Below are 17,054 nucleotides of genomic sequence, written 5' to 3' on the forward strand. Positions count from 1 at the left end.
TTGATATTTTGAAACTACAGCGCCAGCCATTGCGCGACGCGGGGCCTTAAAGCTTCGCCCGCTTCGCGGCCGGCGGTTTCGGCTTCGGCGCGGGGGTTGTGGCCGAGCACGACGGTGAACGACGTCGTGTGGAAGGCGCGTCCGTCGGGCGACAGGACTTCGCCGTCGAACGACAGCACAAGGCGGTCGAGCGCCGCCAGGCCGGCGATCGGCGTGCGGCAGGAGCCGTCGAGCGCGGCCTGGAAGGCACGCTCGCAGGTCAGCGCGAGTTCGGTCGGCTCGTCGTTGAGCAGGCCGGTCGCTTCGCGCGCCTGGGTGTCGGTTTCGCGGATCTCGATGCCGACGACGCCCTGCCCCAGCGACGGCAGCCAATCCTTGGGATCGAGCACCTGGGTCGCGCGCGCGGCGAGGCCGAGGCGCTTGAGGCCGGCGAACGCGAGGAAGATCGCGTCCATCGCGCCGTCGTCGAGCTTCTTCAGCCGCGTATCGACATTGCCGCGCAGCAGCACGATGTCGAGATCGGGGCGGAGGCGCGCCGCCTGGGCGCGGCGGCGCACCGAAGAGGTGCCGAGGCGGGCGCCGTGCGGCAGATCGGCCAGCGACTTCACCGTGTTCGACAGAAACGCCTCGCTCGGATCCTCGCGTTCGAGGAAGGCGCTGAGCGCAAGGCCGGGCGGCAGCGCGGTCGGCACATCCTTCATCGAATGCACCGCGAGGTCGATCTCGTCCTTCAGAAGGGCGTCTTCAAGCTCTTTCACGAACAGCCCCTTGCCGCCGGCATCGGCGAGGCTTTTGTCCTGGATGCGGTCGCCGGAGGTTTTCAGGATCACGATCTCGCAGGCCGCGCCCTTGGCGATCAGCCGGTCGCGCACCATGTTGGCCTGCACCAGAGCGAGCTTCGAGCCGCGGGTTCCAAGGCGAAGGGTGCGGTTTTGCGGCATGACGGCAAACGGTCTAGAGACGGCGCGTGACGGTATCAAGAGTGCAAACGCTTTGCGCGACCTGACGGTCCTGGGCATCGAGACGAGCTGCGACGAAACGGCCGCCGCCGTGGTGCGCGGGCGCGGCCCCGGGCCGGGGACGATCCTGTCCAACATCGTGTTCAGCCAGCTCGAGGCGCACCGGCCCTATGGCGGGGTGGTGCCGGAGATCGCCGCACGGGCGCATATCGAGCGGATCGATGGGATCGTCGAGGAGGCGCTGGCGGCCGCCGGCGTGACGCTCGCCGAGCTCGACGCGGTGGCGGCGACGGCGGGGCCGGGGCTGATCGGCGGGGTGATGGTGGGGCTGACGACCGCCAAGGCGCTGGCGCTGGCGGCGGGCAAGCCGCTGGTCGCGGTCAATCACCTGGAGGCGCATGCGCTGACCGCGCGGCTGACCGAGGGGGTGGAATTTCCCTTCCTGCTGCTGCTGATTTCCGGCGGGCATTGCCAGCTTCTGGGGGTCGAGGGCGTCGGCAGGTTCCGGCTCTATGGCACGACGATCGACGACGCGGTGGGCGAGGCGTTCGACAAGGTCGCCAAGCTGCTCGGCCTTGCCTATCCCGGCGGGCCGCGCATCGAGGCGCTGGCGGCGGGCGGCAATGCCAAGGCCTATGCCCTGCCCCGGCCGATGCGCGGGCGCGCGGGGGCGGACTTTTCCTTTTCAGGCCTGAAGACGGCGGCAAGGCTGATCGCCGATGCGGGACCTATTGATACGGCGGGGCTCGCCGCGTCGTTCCAGGCCGCCGTGGTCGACATCCTGACCGACCGCACGGCGGCGGCGATGACGCGCTTTCGGAGCGATTTTCCCGACGCGGCAGCGCCGGCCCTGGTGCTGGCGGGGGGCGTGGCCTCGAACGGGGCGATCCGCGCGGCGCTCACCGCGCTCGCCTCACGCGAGGGCTTCCAGACAAAAATACCCCCGCCCAGGCTTTGCACGGACAACGCCGCGATGGTCGCCTGGGCGGGGGTGGAACATGGCCAGCTGGGCTTGTTCGACGGCATTGGGGTTTCGCCGAAGGCCCGCTGGCCGCTTGCCGGAACGCCGCTCGGGGGGAGCGAAAGCGCGCCGGCGAAGCTCTTGACGGGGTCTTAGACGTTCACGAAAGCCGCGAAGGTCAGGACGCCGGCCATCACCAGGATGGCGACCGAAAACAGACTGGCGACGGCGCCGCCGAAAGCCGAGTGCTGCGCGGGGACGTGGGATGTAACGTTGGTCATGACTGCCTCTCCTATTGCTTTGGCGCCGTGGGTTTGGCCCCGTATCGCCGCTTCGAAATCCGTTGCCGGCCTTTGCCGACACGACCGATATAGGCGGCGTTCCTTGAAGTTCAATAAATGAAATCGAAAACGTTCAGCGTTCAAACAACCATTTACATTGTATAACTAATTGATATTACTATATATTTGTGCGTTGCAGCATTGAGCCATGCACAGGGCGCATGGTCGGAAGAGCACTATTACATAGGTCCCACTAGACCGTTGAACCGCGCCGTGACCGGGCGCGCAAGGAAGCCCTTGTCTTCCCGCGCCGGAACCGTCACCTGTGGGTCTCTCATCCATCGCGAGCCCTCGTGAAGATCGCCACCTGGAACATCAACTCCGTCCGCCTGCGCGCGCCGCTGCTGGCGCGGTTCCTGCGCGAGCACCAGCCCGACGTCGTCGCCCTGCAGGAGACCAAGGTCGAGAACGGGCTGTTTCCGGCAAAGCCGTTCGCGCAGCTCGGCTATGTCCACCAGGCGATCAACGGGCAGAAGGGCTATCACGGCGTCGCGGTGCTCTCGAAGATCCCGTTCCGCAAGACCGAAGTGCTGGGCTTCTGCCGCGAGGGGCATGCGCGGCACATGTGCGTGACGCTCGAAAACGGCGTCGAGCTGCACGATTTCTACGTGCCGGCCGGCGGCGACGTGCCCGATCCCGAGGTCAACGCGAAATTCGCGCACAAGCTCGATTTCCTGCGCGCGATGGAACGCGACTTCGCGCGGCGCGGCGACCGGACAGGCGCGGCGGCGATCCTGGTCGGCGATTTGAACGTGGCGCCGCTGGAGCACGACGTGTGGAGCCACAAGCAGCTTCTCGACATCGTCAGCCACACGCCGGTCGAGACCAATCTTTTGGGCGAGGCGAAGGCGGCGTTCGAATGGACCGATGTGACGCGGGAATTCGTGCCGGCCGAGGAGAAGAGCTATTCGTGGTGGAGCTATCGCGCGGCGGACTGGCAGCTAAGCAATCGGGGCCGGCGGCTGGACCACATCTGGGTGAGCCCGGCGCTGAAGGGCGGGCTGAAAGGCCAGACCATCGTGACCAAGATGCGCGGCTGGCAGAAGGCGTCCGACCACGTGCCGGTGGTGGCGGAGTTCGAGGTTTAGATTTCCCGGTCTCTCGCCATCTTAGAAGCTGTCATCCGCCGCAAATGCGGCGGATCCAGGTGAAACCTTGCACTGGCGGTGCAAGCGTCAACTGGGTGCCCCGCATTCGCGGGGCATGACATCATTTTTTCAAATCACCGGACTTCGGATTTGCGAAACTAGCCCTTCTTCGCACCCTCGGGCCGCTTCAGCGGCGCAATCATGATCGTGGCGGTCGCGGTCGCGATGATCCTGCCGTCGGCGCGGGCCAGGTTCGCTTCGAGGAAGCTGACCGTGCGGCCGCGCTTGATCACCTTGGCCTCGGCGATGTGGCGGCCGGCGGCGCCCTGGTTCAGATAGCTCACCTTCATCTCCAGCGTCGGCGCGATCTCGCCCCATTGCGCGACGAAGCCGGCGGCGACCGCCAGCACATCGTCCATCACGCAGGCGATGGCCCCGCCATGCAGCGCGCCGAAGCGGTTGAAATGAGGCTCGCCGAGATCGTAGCCGATCCTGACCCAGCCTTCCTCGACGTCGACTTCCAGCAGCTCCTGGTTCAGCCAGGCCGAGCACGGCGCGGACCGCTTGAAGATCGCCTGGACGTTGGGGGGAAAGTCCTCGGGCTTCGACTTGTCGACGACGCGGCGCATGGGCTTCCGTCTTGTGATATCGCTGCCGCCATCGTGCATGAACCTTGAAGGAAGACAAATTGCGCATCGCATTCCTGCGCCACGGGCCGACCGAGTGGAACGCGCAAGGCCGCATCCAGGGCAGCATCGACATGCCGCTGTCGGCGGCCGGGCGCGAGAAGATGGCGGGGCTCTTGCCGCCGGAGGGCTTCGCGCAGGCGCGCGCCTTCACCAGTCCGCTCGGGCGGGCGCGGGAGACGGCGGCGCTGCTCGGCTTTTCCGACGCGGTGCCGGACGCGCGGCTGGCGGAGCATCATTGGGGCGAATGGGAAGGGCTGACGCGGGAGGAGATATTGGCGCGCGACGGCGCCGATGCGTTCGCGCGGGCGGGAAGCGCGATCGACTTCACGCCGAAGGGCGGGGAGAGCACGCGGGCCCTGCTGGCGCGGGTGGCCGATTTCATCCGCGACGTGGCGCGGGACGAGCGCGACGCCATCGCGTTCGCGCATCGCGGCGTGCTGCGCAGCGCCTATACGCTAGCGACGGGATGGGACATGGCGACGGCGATGCCGGAGAAGCTGGATCTGTCGGGGGCGCTGATATTGGCGGTGGGCGCGGACGGCGCGCCGAAGATCGCGGAGATGAATGTGGCGTTGCGGGAGCGCTGAGAGGCTGCTCTGGATGCCCGCCCGCGCGGGCATGACAAATGTATTTCTGTCATGCCCGCGCAGGCGGGCATCCAGAGCCGACCGTACGGCTACCGATCATTTGGCGACGACAAACCGACCGCTCAAAGATTGCACGCTATATCGGCCCATGAGGGATTGACCTCTTCGATAAGCCGAAGCTTCCACTTCCGCTCCCACTTCTTGAGGCGCTTTTCAAAGCCAATCGCATCACGAACATCCTGGAACTCCTCGAACCAGACAAGCATCTTCACGCCGTGTTTCTTGGTGAACCCCTCGACCAGTCCTTCGCGGTGCTCATATGACCGCCGGATCAGATCGTTCGTGACGCCGACATAGAGCGTCCCGTTGCGGCCGCTCGCCATGATGTAGACGAAGTAGCGATGGTCACGTGGCATGCTCGATACCGCCTGGATGCCCGCCTACGCGGGCATGACAGTCTGGATTGAGCGCGGGCGCCTCTTCAATCCCAGAACGGCTTGAGCTTCTTGAAGCCCTTCCAGTCCTTCATCGCTTTTTTCGTCAGGCGCTTCTCCCGGGACGCGTGCCAGCCGGACACCGCGCCGGCGGCGAAGCGCAGCTCGGCGGCGTTGCCGATGCGGCCCAGCGCATCCGACAGGCCGTGCACGTCGTTCGCCTCGCCCATGCGGTCCAACAGGTCCTTCAGCACACGGATGTAGCGCGCAGTCTTGTGGCGCGGATAAAGCGGCGCGAAGAACTCCGCCGCGTAGCGCAGCTTCTTGAGCGCGATGCGCAGCTTGTGCGTGCGATGGTCATAGACCTTCTTGACCTTGCCGCCGCGCTTCTTCGCGATCTTCCAATGCTCGTCGAGCGCCTTGCGGCTGACCTTGCCGATGCGGCGGCCGTCGCGCGGGATCTGCTCGGCGGCGGCGGCGACATCGTTCAGGAAGGCGCCGAAATCGGGATTGAGGATCTCGGCCAGCGCGTCATCCCACGCCTCGCCCCGCGCATGGCGCAGCGCCAGCACGAAGGCGGCGAAGGATTCGTGATCGGCATATTTGGCCTGAACGGGTTTCAGGAGCTCGTCGGCGAAGACATCGAGCTCGCGCGCCGGGCCGAAGGCATCGGCGATGGCGCGGCCGCGCTTGCCCAGCGCCTTGAGCTCCGGCGTTTCCGCGCCGAAGGATTTCAGCGCCATCTGCAGCCGGCGCAGGCCGACGCGCAACTGGTGCACGCCTTCCGGATCGCGGGCGCGGATCGCCGGCGCGTTGCCGCCGACCTGAGCGAGGCATTCGAGCACCGTGGAGCGGAAGGCGTCCGCCGCGCTCATGCGCTTGCGCAGCTGCACCGGGCGCGCGTTCACCGCGCGCGCATTGGGAGCGCCGAAGCTGGGCCGGTAGGAACGGACGATGGCGACGCGCGGCGGCTCTTCCATGACGACATCTTCTCTCATGCGGGGCGCACCGGCAATCCGGCTTTCGCCAGCGCCGCCTTGGCCTCGGCGATGGTCGCCTGGCCGAAATGGAAGATCGAGGCGGCAAGCACCGCGCTGGCATGGCCGTCGCGCACGCCGGCGACGAGATCCTCCAGCGTTCCCACCCCGCCCGAGGCGATGACGGGAACCGGAACCGCGTCGGACACCGCGCGGGTGAGCGGGATGTCGTAGCCGATCTTGGTTCCGTCGCGGTCCATCGAGGTCAGCAATATCTCGCCGGCGCCGTATTCCACGAGTTTCTTCGCATGTTCCATCGCGTCGATACCGGTGGCGTTGCGGCCGCCATGGGTGAAGACCTCAAATTGGGTCGCACGGCCGGACGGAGAACCGGCTTCCACTTCTCCTGGCCGATGCTCCCGTACACTCTTGGCATCAATCGCGGCGACGATGCACTGGCTGCCGAATTTCTCGGCCGCCTCGCGGACGAATTCGGGACGGCGCACCGCCTCGGTGTTGATCGAGACCTTGTCGGCGCCGGCCAATAGGAGCGCGCGGATATCCTCCAGCGTGCGCACGCCGCCGCCCACGGTGAGCGGCATGAAGCAGACATCGGCGGTGCGGCGCACCACGTCCAGGATGGTGCCGCGGTTTTCGTGGGAGGCGGTGATGTCGAGAAAGCAGAGCTCGTCGGCGCCGGCGGCGTCATAGACCATCGCCTGCTCCACCGGATCGCCGGCATCGCGCAGGGATTCGAAATTGATCCCCTTGACGACGCGGCCGTCCTTCACGTCGAGGCAGGGGATGATGCGGATTTTGAGCACAACTATTCTCCCTCTCCCCCTCCGGGGGAGAGCGCCGGGGTGAGGGGGAGACGCAAAGAGGGATAGCAGAAATTTATTCGGGGTGCCTGCGGCACCACCCCCTCACCCTGCCTCTCCCCCTGTGGGGGAGAGGGTTCATCTTCTGCTCCGCGCCATCGCCGCGATATTGAAGAGGGCGCGAGCCGTCACGGTTTCGGCCGGAACGGCGGTGGTGCGCGTCAGCGCCTCGGTCTCCAGCAACAGGTCGCAGGCTTCGAGCAGGCGCTGGGTATCCCAGATGCTCGTCTGGGCCTTGAAGGCGGCCTGGCGCATGAAATGCAGCGGCGGGCGCAGCTTGCGCAGCGCGTTATCGAGCGTGTCGCCTTTTTCCATCTCGGATTTGGTCAGCGCCAGCCGCTGGAAATGCGACAGCCCCATGCGGATGATCGCGGCCGGCGAGGTGCCGGCGATCCACAACCGCTCCAGCGCGAGGTCGAGTTTCTTCAGGTCGCCCTGGCCGGCGGCGTCGAGCGCTTCCTCGGCCCGCACTTCCGCCTCGTCGCCGAGCACGGCGCGGACATCTTCCAGGCTGATCTGTTTTTGGCCCCGGGCGTAGAGCGCGAGCTTTTCCAATTCGCGGCGGGTGACGCCGCGGTCGGAGCCCAGCCGCGACGCGGCATCGGCCAGCGCATCGGGCGCGATGGCGAGGCCCTCGGCGCGCAGCGCGTCGCGGATAACATCGGGGAGGTCGCGCGCGCTGTCGCCATAGCAGGCGATGGCGGCGGCGTTGTCGGCGCCCTCGAACAGCTTGCGCAGGCCGGTGCCGCGCGCCAGATCGCCGCCTTCGACCACGATGAGCGCGTCGCCAGCGGGATCGTCGAGGAAACGCTCGAACAGCTTGGCGAGGCCGTTGCCGGCGCCGCGCACCCGCACCACGCGGCGTCCGCCCAGCATGGAGATCGCCGCCGCCTCGTCGAACAGCCGCGCCGGATCGGAGGCGAGCGTGGAATCGTCCAGGTCGGCGATCAGGAACGGGTCCTTCAGGTCGGGCACCACCGATTTGATCAGCGTTTCGGCGCGCTCGCGCACCAGGCCCTGGTCGGGCCCGAAGATCAGCGCGGCCACCATCTCCTTGGGGAAATGGGAGAGTGCGCGATCGACCCCGGCGCCCTTGATCTCGGTCATCGCTTGGCCGCGCATCCGTCATTCCCGCGAAGGCGGGAATCCAGCAGCACCGCCGGTGCAGGCGGCTCTGGATGCCCGCCTTCGCGGGCATGACAGGTTGAATGGGACGCGGCCATGCAAGCCATCTCTAATGCTTTGCGAAGAACACGTTGAGGTCGAGGCGGATGCGTTCGGCGATGTCCTGGGCGGCGCGCTTGTCGGCGTCCTGCTGCGCGGCGAGGGTGCCGTAATTGGCTTGCGGGCTCAGCGGGATCAAAAGGCCCGTCGGCAACACGTTGTAGGCCGAAAGGCCGGTCTCGGTGCCGCTGGTCACGGTCTTTCCGGCCGTGTCGGTCAGCGTGTAGGTCACTTTCAGCGTGTCGTTGTAGCGGGTGATCGACGAGGAGTTCGGATCGCTCTGCAAGGCGACGCCCTGCGTCGTCTGGGTGAGCGCGAGCTTCAGGTGATAGGCGGCGCCGCCCGCCGTGCCGGGACCGTCGAGCAGGTCGATCATCTGGTTGCGCAGCTCGTAGCCGATGCGGTCGGGCACCGGCTCGACATAGATCGTGGAAAGCGTCGTGCTCATCGCGCCGTTCATCCCGCCATAGAGCGGATGAAAGCCGCAGGCGGCGAGGAGCGGGGCGGCAATGGCGATGATCGTCGCGCGTACCTTCATATCACCACGTTCACGATGCGGTTCGGCACCACTATAACGCGTTTCGGCGTCTTGCCTTCCAGGGCGCGGACGACGTTGTCCTCCGCCAGCGCCGCCGCGCGGACCTCGGGCTCGGGCGCGTTCACCGGCAAGGTGACCTCGCCGCGGCGCTTGCCGTTGACCTGGACCGCGATGGTCACGCTGTCGGCCCGGGTCAGCGCTTCGAGGAAGCCCGGCCAGGGCGTGTCGACCAGCAGCGTCCGGTGGCCGAGCGCCTCCCAGCAGGTCTCCGCCAGATGCGGCATCATGGGGGCGATCAGAAGAATGATGGTCTCCAGCGCCTCGCGCCGCACCGCGCCGTCGATGCTCGCATGCTGCTGGATGATGTTGGCGAGGGTGTAGATCTGCGCCACCGCGCGGTTGAAGCGCAGGTTCGCGAGATCCTCGGTCACCGCGGCGATGGCGCGGTGGGTCGCCTGGCGCAGCTCCAGCGCGGCACCGGAGATATCGCCGATCTTCGCGCCGGGCGGCGGCAGGGCCTCCGCCTCGCTCACCAGGCGATGGATGCGCTGGACGAAGCGCCAGCAGCCTTCCGCGCCGGTTTCCGACCAGTCGGTGTCGCGCTCCGGCGGCGAGTCCGACAGCATGAACCAGCGGATCGCGTCGGCGCCATAGGCGTCGATCATGCCCATCGGCGCGACGACGTTCTTCTTCGACTTCGACATCTTCTCGGAATGGCCGACCGTCACCTCGACGTCGGTGCCCTTGAGATAGGCCTTGCCGTCGCGCTTCTCGACCTCGACCGGCTCAACGAAATGCGCCCCCAGCGCGCTGTTGTCGGCGACCGTGTAGGTCTCGTGGCAGACCATGCCCTGGGTGAAGAGGCTGGCGAAGGGCTCCTCGACCTTCACCCAGCCGGTCGCCTTCATCGCACGGGTGAAGAAGCGGGCGTAGAGCAGGTGCAGGATCGCGTGCTCGATGCCGCCGATATACTGGTCGACCGGCAGCCAGTAGTTCACCGCGTCGCGGTTGACCGGATCGCGCGCCGTCGGATCGGCGAAGCGCGCGAAGTACCAGGAGGAATCGACGAAGGTGTCGAGCGTGTCGGTGTCGCGCACCGCCGCGCCGCCGCACGACGGACACGTCGTGTGCTTGAAGGTCGGATGGGCGTCGAGCGGATTGCCCTTGACGGAGAAATCCAGATCGTCGGGCAGCCTGATCGGCAGATCGGACTCCTTCGCCGGCACCACGCCGCATTTGGCGCAATGGACCATCGGGATCGGGCAGCCCCAGGCGCGCTGGCGCGAGGCCAGCCAGTCGCGCAGCCGGTAGTTCACCGTGCGGGTGCCGCGGCCCTCGGCTTCGAAGCGGCGGGCGACCTCGGCCTTGGCGTCCTCGACCGAGAGCCCGTCGAGGAAGCGCGAATTGGCGAGCCGGCCGGGGCCGACATAGGCCTCGTCGCCGACCGCGAAATCCCTCGCATCGGCGCCCTCGGGCACCACGACGGGCAGCACCGGCAAGGCGTATTTCCGCGCGAAATCGAGATCGCGCTGGTCGTGCGCCGGGCAGCCGAAGATCGCGCCGGTGCCATAGCCCATCAGCACGAAATTGGCGACCATCACCGGCAGCTTCCAGGCCGGATCGAAGGGATGGGCCGCCGTCAGGCCGGTGTCGTAGCCGAGCTTCTCCGCCGTCTCGATCTCGGCTTCCGCCGTGCCGGTCTGGCGGCACCGGGCGACGAATTCGACCAGCTTCGGATCGGATTTCGCCAGTTCCTCCGTGAGCGGATGATCGGGCGACAGCGCGACGAAACTCGCGCCGAACAGCGTGTCGGGGCGGGTGGTGAACACGTCCAGCTTGGTGCTGTTCGACAGATCGAAGGCGAAGCGCAGCCCCTCCGACCGGCCGATCCAGTTCTTCTGCATCAGCCGGACCTTCTCCGGCCATTTGTCCAGCGTGTCGAGCGCCGCCAGCAATTCGTCGGAATAGCGCGTGATGCGGAAGAACCATTGCGCCAGCTTCTTGCGCTCGACCGGAGCGCCGGAGCGCCAGCCCTTGCCGTCGATCACCTGCTCGTTGGCGAGCACGGTCATGTCGACCGGATCCCAGTTCACCTCCGCCTCGTGGCGGTAGACGAGATCGCCCTTGTAGAAATCCAGGAACAGCTTCTGCTGATGGGCGTAATAGGCCGGATCGCAGGTGGCGAATTCGCGCGTCCAGTCGATCGCCAGGCCCAGCGCCTTCAGCTCGGTCCGCATCGCATCGATATTGGCATAGGTCCAGTCGCGCGGATTGACGCCGCCGTCGCGCGCCGCGTTCTCCGCCGGCAGACCGAAGGCGTCCCAGCCCATCGGGTGCAGCACGTTGAAGCCCTGGGCGCGTTTGAAGCGGGCGATCACGTCGCCCATCGTGTAGTTGCGCACATGGCCCATATGGATGCGCCCCGACGGATAGGGGAACATCTCCAGCACATAGCTCTTGGGCCTGGTCGAATCGGTGGGCGTGAGGAAGCTCTTGGCGGCGTTCCACGCCGCCTGCCATTTCTGTTCCGATTCCTTGGCGTTATACCGCGCCATCGATGTCGACCTTCTTTGCGCCGGGTTTGGAAGCGCTGAGGCCTCCGGCGCGGATCAGGCTACAGCGATTTGTCGGAAAATCAGTTGCCTTCGCTCGCAAGTCGAAGCTCGCGGGCGCGCGTCAGGATGGCGTCTTCCAGCTTGGTGGAGGTGTCGTTCGCGACCTGGGCATCGGCCCAGCCGTCGGGACCCTTCACCTGGCGGAACACGGCGACCTTCAGGCCGTCGGCCCGAAGATTGCGGTCCAGGATATAGACCGTGACCTTCATGCGCTCATTGGGAACCTGCGGCGCCGAATACCAGTCGGTGATCACCACGCCGCCGAACGGATCGGCCGAGGCCAGCGGGATGAAGGACAGCGTGTCCAGCGTGGCGTGCCACAGATAGGAATTAACGCCCAGGGTGCGGGCACCGGTGCCGGACGAGATCGCGGTCGCGCCGCTGCCGACATCGTGCATCGTATTGTCGGAGCTGCAGCCGGCCACGCCGAGGGCCAGGGCGCATGCCAGCAACAGCCGATGGGACAGCACTCGATTGGGCAGGACTCGCATTGGGCCGCTTTCGTTTACAGGAACGCCTGGACGGCGTTTCCTCGCGCGTCCCCCCTAGGGCAGCGCTTATAGATGGCCGGTTTGGACCGCGCAACCGGACCCGCCCGGCGCGGTTAAGGACGCGGGTTTTATTTGGTACGCGCGCGGATTGGCGCTGCCGGCCATCGGGATGTGCTATGAGCCAGAAAAAGATCGGGATCGCTTGGGCATGAGAGTATCGCTGTTGGCCGGATCGGCCCTGACGCTGGCCCTGGCCGCGCCGGCGCAGGCCGCGTGGGACGATTGGAGCCTGTCGCCGCTCACCGGCTCGCTGGGCGATTTGAACTACACGGTCGGCGGCCAGGTCTATGGCAGCGCGTTCGACGCCGACCAGACCGGAACATTCTCCAAGACCGACGGCACCGGGGCGGCCTCGCTCTACACCAGCGTGCAGCGCGAATACGACAGCGGCCTGACGCTGGGGCTCAAGGGGCAGTTCGAGCTCTATCACGACAAGCTGTCGGGCGATAATTACGGGAGCGACTTCCTCGCCAAGCTCTACGGCACGGCGCAGACCGGGCTCGGGCGGATCGATGTCGGCATGGCCGACGGCGCGGCCTATGCGCTCGCCATCACCGGACCGACCGTCAATCCGGAAGTGACGATCGACAATCCGAACGCGACCTTCTTCCGCGATCCCTCGCTCGGCGGCCACGCCTTCATCAACGTGTTCGCGCTGAACAGCGCGGTCGAATCCTCGCTCAACTACGCCAAGCTGTCCTATTACACGCCCCGGCTGTTCGGCGTGCAGCTCGGCTTTTCCTTCACGCCGTCGGAGGGCAAGGACATCCTGCCCTTCGTCAACAACGGGCCGAACGTGGCCAACCGCCAGAAGAGCATGTGGGAAGGCGCGATCAACTATTCCGACACGTTTGGGCCGGTGACGCTGGGCCTCTATGCCGGTTTCACCGTCGCCCATGGCGACCGCAAGACGCCGGGCCATGCCGGACTGACCGATTGGGCGGTCGGCAGCGAAGCCGATTGGGACATCGACGACGACACCAAGCTCGCGGTCGGCGGCGCGTTCCGCCGGGCCAACACCTACACGTTCGACATCAACAGCGCGCTGCAGGCGGGCGCGACGCAGAGCCTGCATCTGAGCACGGTGGTGACGCGCGGGTCGTGGTCGCTGGGCGGGGAGTTCGGCAATGGCGGCGCCGACGGCGCGCTCGGCCTGCCGACGCTGGGGCTGCATGGCTATGTGGTGGACGCGGCCTATGCGGTGAATTCGAACCTGCAGATCTCGGGCGGCTGGCAGAAGTACAATTACGCGCGCGGCAGCGGCACGTTCTACAACGGCGCGCCGAAGATCGCGATGGACGCCGTGTTTTTGCACGCGGTGGTGAATATTTGAGATCATTCCCCCTCTCGGCGTCTTCTCCGCTGTCATGGCCCGCGAATGCGGGCTACCCAGGTGACGCGCGGATTGTGCTCGAAGTTATGGTGACGAACGCGAACGGTCAGATGGAGTCGCCTCAACTGGGTGGCCCGCATTCGCGGGCCATGACAACCTTTTTTCAAATCGATAGAGCGCCTATGGCGGCAAGGCCAGCGAACCCGCTCAGCAGCGCCGCGTTCCGCGCCTCGACCCCGCCGAGCGCGTAGACCGGAACGCGTGCCGTGCGGGCGATCAGGTTGGCGCGGACGGCGCCCAGCGCGGCGCGGTCCGGGTGCGAACGGGTCGGGAATATCGGCGAGAGAAAAAGAAAATCGACAGTCGCGTGCATCGCATGCGGCGCATGCGCGGCGGCGCTGATGATCCAGCGCGGATGGCGCGCGCGCCAATGGCCAGCTTGCCGGGCCTTGGCTTGCGGCAGATGCAGGCCGTCGGCGCCGAGGCGCGCCGCCAGCGCCGGATCGTCGGCGATCAGCACGAAAAGATCGCGGCGGCGCGACAAGGCCAGCAACGCGCCCGCCAGGTCCGCGCGCCGCGCCGGGTCGCGCGACCGCACGACCACCAGCGCGCCTTTCGGCAGCGCGGCGGCGGCGGCGAGCGGATCGGGCAGACGCTCGTCGTCGGTCATCAGCACCAGCGGCGGCCATCGGCCGGCCCCGCGGTGCATTGCGTTGAGGCGCGCGGCGGCGCTTGCTAGCCTCCTTCGCGAAAGCACACCGCTCACATGACCCCCGAACAGATCAACGAAAACCTCGAAGCCATCATCGCGCGCATCGCGGCGGCGCGAAAGGCGGCCGTGGCGCCGGCGCCCTCCACCACGCTGGTCGCGGTCAGCAAGGGCCATGGCGCCGATGCCGTCCTGCCGGCGCTGGTCGCCGGGCAGCGCGCGTTCGGCGAGAACCGCGTGCAGGAGGCCGCCGCCAAATGGACGCCGCTCCGCGCCGACTATGGCGATCTCGAACTGCACCTGATCGGGCCGCTCCAGACCAACAAGGCGCGCGAGGCGGTGATGCTGTTCGATGCGATCCATACGCTCGACCGCGAAAGGCTGGCCGATACGCTGCGCGCCGAGATGGACAAGACAGGGCGCAACCCGTTCCTGTTCGTGCAGGTGAACACCGGCGAGGAGCCGCAGAAGGCCGGCGTCGCGCCGCGCGACGCCGACGCGCTGATCGCCCATGCGAAATCGCTCGGCCTGCCGCTGAAGGGGCTGATGTGCATCCCGCCGGCCGGCGAGGCGCCGGCGCCGCATTTCGCGCTGCTGGCCAAGATCGCGCGCGACCACGATCTGCCTCTCTTGAGCATGGGGATGAGCGAGGATTTCGAGATCGCCATCCGGTTCGGAGCGACGCATGTACGGGTCGGCAGCGCGATCTTCGGCGAACGCGTCAAGGCGTGATCGTCACCGTGTCGCCGGGCGCGAGGACGGCGATCAGTTCCCGCAGATCCTCCGGCGCGAGCGCGATGCAGCCCTCGGTCGAACCCCAATCCGGACGCGCGATGTGCAGGAAGATGGCGCTGCCCCTGCCCGGCAGCACGGGGTCGTCGTTGAAGCCGAGCACGACGACAAGATCGTAGAGACCATCCTCGCGCCACAGCGCTTCGTGGCTGGCGGGATGGGGCAGCGTCACCTGCGTGTTGTAGGCTGGATCGTCCGGCGCATCGCACCAGCCGTCTTGCGGTTCGATGGGTGCGAGAGGCAGCGCGGTTATCGGCGCCGCCATTGCGTCGGCGCGGTAGAGCACGCGGCGGACGGGCCAGGCGCCCAGCGGCGTTGCGCCATCGCCTTCGGCGCGCTTGACGCCGATGCCGGCGCGGCCGATGGCGGCGCGGCGTGGACCCTTGCCCCAATCGACCACGGCTTCACGGCCGCGAGGCCGCACGATGACGTTCATTGCACGATTGTAGCGTGGAGCGCGGGCTCCGGAAGCGCCTTGCTGCCGGGCGCGACGCTGAGCGAGCGGCGATAGGCCTCCGCGGCCCTGGTGGCGGTATCGGGACTGACGCCGTTGCGCGACAGGGCGCTGAGCAGCGCGTCCTGGCCCGGCACCACGATGGTGTCGAGCGCGGCGGGCGCGGCAGTGGCGGGCGGCGGAAGCGCCGGCGCCGTCGAGGCGACGGGTGTCGCGGTGGTGTCGATGGGCGCGGCGCGCGCCTCCCCGGTCGCGGGCGCGTCGGACGACGAGAAGACGCTCCGGATCGCCGCCAGCACCCGGTCGCCGAAATCCGGGCCGGCGGCGCTGGCGACGGCGGTGGTGGGCGCCGCGCCGGCGGGCGAGAACACGTCTTCGACCTGCGCCAAGACGGTGTCGCCGAGATTCTTTCCGGTGATCTTCTCGAACATCGAATCGGCCAGCGAGCCGGCGAAACCCAACATGCCGCCATAGAGCGCGTCGCCCGCGATCTTGGGGAAGGTCTTGATCTGATCGCCGGTGATGGCGCGGTAAAGCGTGCCGACGACCGGCAGATGCTGGAGCGGATTGACGATGTCGACGAGGTCGTCGAACGAGAAGCCGCCTTCGTCGGGCGATGCGGTCGCGGCAGCCGGCGCCGGGCCGGCCGCGAGCGGGTTCACCGCATGCATCGAGTTGTCGACGAACGTCATGGCAGCCCCGTCGCAAGACACGCGCCAACATGGCAGGAGCGGATTTGCTGGGTTTTCGCAAAGACGGCCGGCAATTTCTGCCCGCTCGCCCACCCTCCCTCAAGAGGAGGGTAGATCAGAGCAAATGCCCCGCCCGCTCCGCCTTGGTCCTGAGATAGGCACGGTTGTGCTCGTTGTCGGGGAAGGCGTGGCGGACGCGGGCGGCGACCCTCATGCCGGCGGCCTTCAGGCCCGCGACCTTGTCGGGATTGTTGGTCAGCAGGCGCACGCTCTTGTAGCCCAGCAATTGCAGCATGCGCGCGGCGATGCCGTATTGCCGCTCGTCGGCCTCGAAGCCGAGCCGCTCATTGGCGTCGATGGTGTCGAAACCCTGGTCCTGCAGGCGATAAGCGCGCAGCTTGTTGATCAGCCCGATGCCGCGGCCTTCCTGCGCCAGATAGAGCAGCACCCCGCCGCCGGCCTTGGAGATCGTGTCGATCGCGCCGCGCAATTGCGCCCCGCAATCGCATTTGAGCGAACCGAGCAGATCGCCGGTGAAGCATTCCGAATGCAGCCGCGTCAGCACCGGCTTTCCGGTCGGCGGCGCGTCGATGACGATGGCGTAGTGCTCCGGTCCGCCGTCCTCGGGGCGGAAGGAGACCAGCTCGGTCTTCTCGGCGCCCTCCAGCGGCACGCGGGCGCGCGCCACGATCTTCAGGGTACGGACAATCTCGTCGTCATAGGCGAAGGCGTCGGCGGCATCGAGCGCCGCCTTGGCGCCGGGGCGCGCGGGCGCCACCACCGCGGCGGGCAGGAGGCCCGCCAGCTTGGCGAGCTTGACCGCGGCGGCATAGGCGGCGGGCAGCGTGTCGCGCACCGTGTCGAACGGGCCTTTCAGCGGATAGGCCAGATCGTCGGTCGGATCGGCGATGGCGCGCAGATGGGCGAGGTCCATGTCGCGCGGGATGGCCAGCGCCACCACGTCGGGCGTGTAGAGACGGATCTTCAGCGTGCGGGCGCGCGCATGGGTGAGCACCAGCCGCGCCCTCTTGGCGCGGCCGCGCGCCGCCAGCGCCGGCGCCGTCAGTGTTTCCACCGCGCGCGCGACGACCGCGCCGCCGGGCCCGCGAATCGTCACGGGACGGCCGCGGCGGAAGGCGTCGACCGCCAGGATGACGCGGTCCACGACCGACGGCGCACGGGACTTGGGGGAGGGCTTCATCGCGTTTCCACATACACCCGCGCCCCGA

Annotated in this window: 19 protein-coding genes; 5 read left to right on the top strand and 14 right to left on the bottom strand. The window is 67.5% G+C overall.

The annotated features are described in order from the left end of the window. Positions 1-14: 14 nt before the first annotated feature. Positions 15-941 carry a hydroxymethylbilane synthase gene (gene hemC / locus WDM86_09520; GenBank protein MEI9990265.1) on the bottom strand — a complete coding sequence of 309 codons (927 nt, stop codon included), beginning with the start codon at positions 939-941 and terminating at the stop codon, positions 15-17. 52 nt (positions 942-993) lie between these two features. On the opposite strand from hemC, the gene tsaD reads away from it, so the two are divergent. Continuing rightward, positions 994-2,076 (top strand): tRNA (adenosine(37)-N6)-threonylcarbamoyltransferase complex transferase subunit TsaD, encoded by a 1,083-nt coding sequence (gene tsaD, locus WDM86_09525; protein ID MEI9990266.1) that lies wholly within the window; start codon positions 994-996, stop codon positions 2,074-2,076. Here tsaD and WDM86_09530 read toward each other — a convergent pair. Then, a complete protein-coding gene (locus tag WDM86_09530) occupies positions 2,073-2,201 on the bottom strand; it encodes a hypothetical protein (protein MEI9990267.1) in 129 nt (42 codons plus the stop codon). The genes tsaD and WDM86_09530 overlap by 4 nt on opposite strands. Positions 2,202-2,554: 353 nt before the next feature. On the opposite strand from WDM86_09530, the gene WDM86_09535 reads away from it, so the two are divergent. Then, the gene (locus WDM86_09535) at positions 2,555-3,349 is read left to right on the top strand and encodes an exodeoxyribonuclease III (protein ID MEI9990268.1); all 795 of its coding nucleotides are present in this window, start codon (positions 2,555-2,557) and stop codon (positions 3,347-3,349) included. A gap of 158 nt (positions 3,350-3,507) precedes the next feature. On the opposite strand, the gene WDM86_09540 is transcribed toward WDM86_09535, so the two are convergent. Beyond that, positions 3,508-3,978, bottom strand: a complete 471-nt coding sequence (locus tag WDM86_09540) for a PaaI family thioesterase (protein ID MEI9990269.1) — start codon at positions 3,976-3,978, stop codon at positions 3,508-3,510. A gap of 59 nt (positions 3,979-4,037) precedes the next feature. Between WDM86_09540 and WDM86_09545 the strand changes: the two genes are divergently transcribed. Further along, entirely contained in the window at positions 4,038-4,625 is a 588-nt protein-coding gene (locus WDM86_09545) for a histidine phosphatase family protein (protein ID MEI9990270.1), read from the top strand. 122 nt (positions 4,626-4,747) lie between these two features. Here the strand turns inward: WDM86_09545 and WDM86_09550 are convergent, their stop codons facing one another. From WDM86_09550 to WDM86_09580, 7 genes are all read right to left on the bottom strand, one after another. Beyond that, positions 4,748-5,041, bottom strand: coding sequence for a GIY-YIG nuclease family protein (locus WDM86_09550; protein ID MEI9990271.1), 294 nt, complete (start codon positions 5,039-5,041; stop codon positions 4,748-4,750). A gap of 65 nt (positions 5,042-5,106) precedes the next feature. Then, the gene (locus tag WDM86_09555; protein MEI9990272.1) at positions 5,107-6,039 is read right to left on the bottom strand and encodes a CHAD domain-containing protein; all 933 of its coding nucleotides are present in this window, start codon (positions 6,037-6,039) and stop codon (positions 5,107-5,109) included. Positions 6,040-6,053: 14 nt separating this feature from the next. Beyond that, entirely contained in the window at positions 6,054-6,860 is an 807-nt protein-coding gene (gene hisF / locus WDM86_09560; GenBank protein MEI9990273.1) for an imidazole glycerol phosphate synthase subunit HisF, read from the bottom strand. Between the two features lie 135 nt (positions 6,861-6,995). Next, positions 6,996-8,039 carry a DNA polymerase III subunit delta gene (holA, locus tag WDM86_09565; GenBank protein ID MEI9990274.1) on the bottom strand — a complete coding sequence of 348 codons (1,044 nt, stop codon included), beginning with the start codon at positions 8,037-8,039 and terminating at the stop codon, positions 6,996-6,998. 112 nt (positions 8,040-8,151) lie between these two features. Continuing rightward, positions 8,152-8,679: an LPS assembly lipoprotein LptE gene (gene lptE / locus WDM86_09570; GenBank protein MEI9990275.1), complete on the bottom strand. Its 528-nt coding sequence runs from the start codon at positions 8,677-8,679 to the stop codon at positions 8,152-8,154. Further along, the gene (leuS, locus tag WDM86_09575; GenBank protein ID MEI9990276.1) at positions 8,676-11,234 is read right to left on the bottom strand and encodes a leucine--tRNA ligase; all 2,559 of its coding nucleotides are present in this window, start codon (positions 11,232-11,234) and stop codon (positions 8,676-8,678) included. The genes lptE and leuS overlap by 4 nt, the downstream gene beginning before the upstream one ends. An 80-nt stretch (positions 11,235-11,314) precedes the next feature. Further along, positions 11,315-11,785, bottom strand: a complete 471-nt coding sequence (locus WDM86_09580) for a DUF3576 domain-containing protein (GenBank protein MEI9990277.1) — start codon at positions 11,783-11,785, stop codon at positions 11,315-11,317. 208 nt (positions 11,786-11,993) lie between these two features. On the opposite strand from WDM86_09580, the gene WDM86_09585 reads away from it, so the two are divergent. Further along, the gene (locus tag WDM86_09585; protein ID MEI9990278.1) at positions 11,994-13,178 is read left to right on the top strand and encodes a hypothetical protein; all 1,185 of its coding nucleotides are present in this window, start codon (positions 11,994-11,996) and stop codon (positions 13,176-13,178) included. A gap of 163 nt (positions 13,179-13,341) precedes the next feature. Here WDM86_09585 and WDM86_09590 read toward each other — a convergent pair whose 3' ends face one another. Then, positions 13,342-13,848, bottom strand: a complete 507-nt coding sequence (locus tag WDM86_09590; GenBank protein MEI9990279.1) for a thiamine phosphate synthase — start codon at positions 13,846-13,848, stop codon at positions 13,342-13,344. 96 nt (positions 13,849-13,944) lie between these two features. Between WDM86_09590 and WDM86_09595 the strand changes: the two genes are divergently transcribed. Then, a complete protein-coding gene (locus WDM86_09595) occupies positions 13,945-14,619 on the top strand; it encodes a YggS family pyridoxal phosphate-dependent enzyme (GenBank protein ID MEI9990280.1) in 675 nt (224 codons plus the stop codon). Here the strand turns inward: WDM86_09595 and WDM86_09600 are convergent. The 3 genes from WDM86_09600 to ribA form a co-directional block, all read right to left on the bottom strand. Then, entirely contained in the window at positions 14,609-15,115 is a 507-nt protein-coding gene (locus WDM86_09600) for a L,D-transpeptidase family protein (GenBank protein ID MEI9990281.1), read from the bottom strand. The two genes, WDM86_09595 and WDM86_09600, sit on opposite strands and share 11 nt — an antisense overlap. Continuing rightward, positions 15,112-15,825, bottom strand: a complete 714-nt coding sequence (locus WDM86_09605; protein MEI9990282.1) for a hypothetical protein — start codon at positions 15,823-15,825, stop codon at positions 15,112-15,114. The genes WDM86_09600 and WDM86_09605 overlap by 4 nt, the downstream gene beginning before the upstream one ends. Positions 15,826-15,940: 115 nt before the next feature. After that, on the bottom strand, positions 15,941-17,026 hold the full coding sequence (gene ribA / locus WDM86_09610) for a GTP cyclohydrolase II (GenBank protein ID MEI9990283.1): 1,086 nt from the start codon (positions 17,024-17,026) through the stop codon (positions 15,941-15,943). Positions 17,027-17,054 lie beyond the last annotated feature (28 nt).

The organism is Rhizomicrobium sp. (assembly GCA_037200045.1).
Classification (GTDB): Bacteria; Pseudomonadota; Alphaproteobacteria; order Micropepsales; family Micropepsaceae; genus Rhizomicrobium.

Bases quoted from the DNA above. Each gene is read 5' to 3' on its own strand.
- hemC (MEI9990265.1), bottom strand. From the start codon at position 941: ATGCCGCAAAACCGCACCCTTCGCCTTGGAACCCGCGGCTCGAAGCTC.
- WDM86_09530 (MEI9990267.1), bottom strand. From the start codon at position 2,201: ATGACCAACGTTACATCCCACGTCCCCGCGCAGCACTCGGCTTTCGGC.
- WDM86_09540 (MEI9990269.1), bottom strand. From the start codon at position 3,978: ATGCGCCGCGTCGTCGACAAGTCGAAGCCCGAGGACTTTCCCCCCAAC.
- WDM86_09550 (MEI9990271.1), bottom strand. From the start codon at position 5,041: ATGCCACGTGACCATCGCTACTTCGTCTACATCATGGCGAGCGGCCGC.
- WDM86_09555 (MEI9990272.1), bottom strand. From the start codon at position 6,039: ATGGAAGAGCCGCCGCGCGTCGCCATCGTCCGTTCCTACCGGCCCAGC.
- holA (MEI9990274.1), bottom strand. From the start codon at position 8,039: ATGCGCGGCCAAGCGATGACCGAGATCAAGGGCGCCGGGGTCGATCGC.
- lptE (MEI9990275.1), bottom strand. From the start codon at position 8,679: ATGAAGGTACGCGCGACGATCATCGCCATTGCCGCCCCGCTCCTCGCC.
- leuS (MEI9990276.1), bottom strand. From the start codon at position 11,234: ATGGCGCGGTATAACGCCAAGGAATCGGAACAGAAATGGCAGGCGGCG.
- WDM86_09580 (MEI9990277.1), bottom strand. From the start codon at position 11,785: ATGCGAGTCCTGCCCAATCGAGTGCTGTCCCATCGGCTGTTGCTGGCA.
- WDM86_09585 (MEI9990278.1), top strand. From the start codon at position 11,994: ATGAGAGTATCGCTGTTGGCCGGATCGGCCCTGACGCTGGCCCTGGCC.
- WDM86_09590 (MEI9990279.1), bottom strand. From the start codon at position 13,848: ATGACCGACGACGAGCGTCTGCCCGATCCGCTCGCCGCCGCCGCCGCG.
- WDM86_09595 (MEI9990280.1), top strand. From the start codon at position 13,945: ATGACCCCCGAACAGATCAACGAAAACCTCGAAGCCATCATCGCGCGC.
- WDM86_09600 (MEI9990281.1), bottom strand. From the start codon at position 15,115: ATGAACGTCATCGTGCGGCCTCGCGGCCGTGAAGCCGTGGTCGATTGG.
- WDM86_09605 (MEI9990282.1), bottom strand. From the start codon at position 15,825: ATGACGTTCGTCGACAACTCGATGCATGCGGTGAACCCGCTCGCGGCC.
- ribA (MEI9990283.1), bottom strand. From the start codon at position 17,026: ATGAAGCCCTCCCCCAAGTCCCGTGCGCCGTCGGTCGTGGACCGCGTC.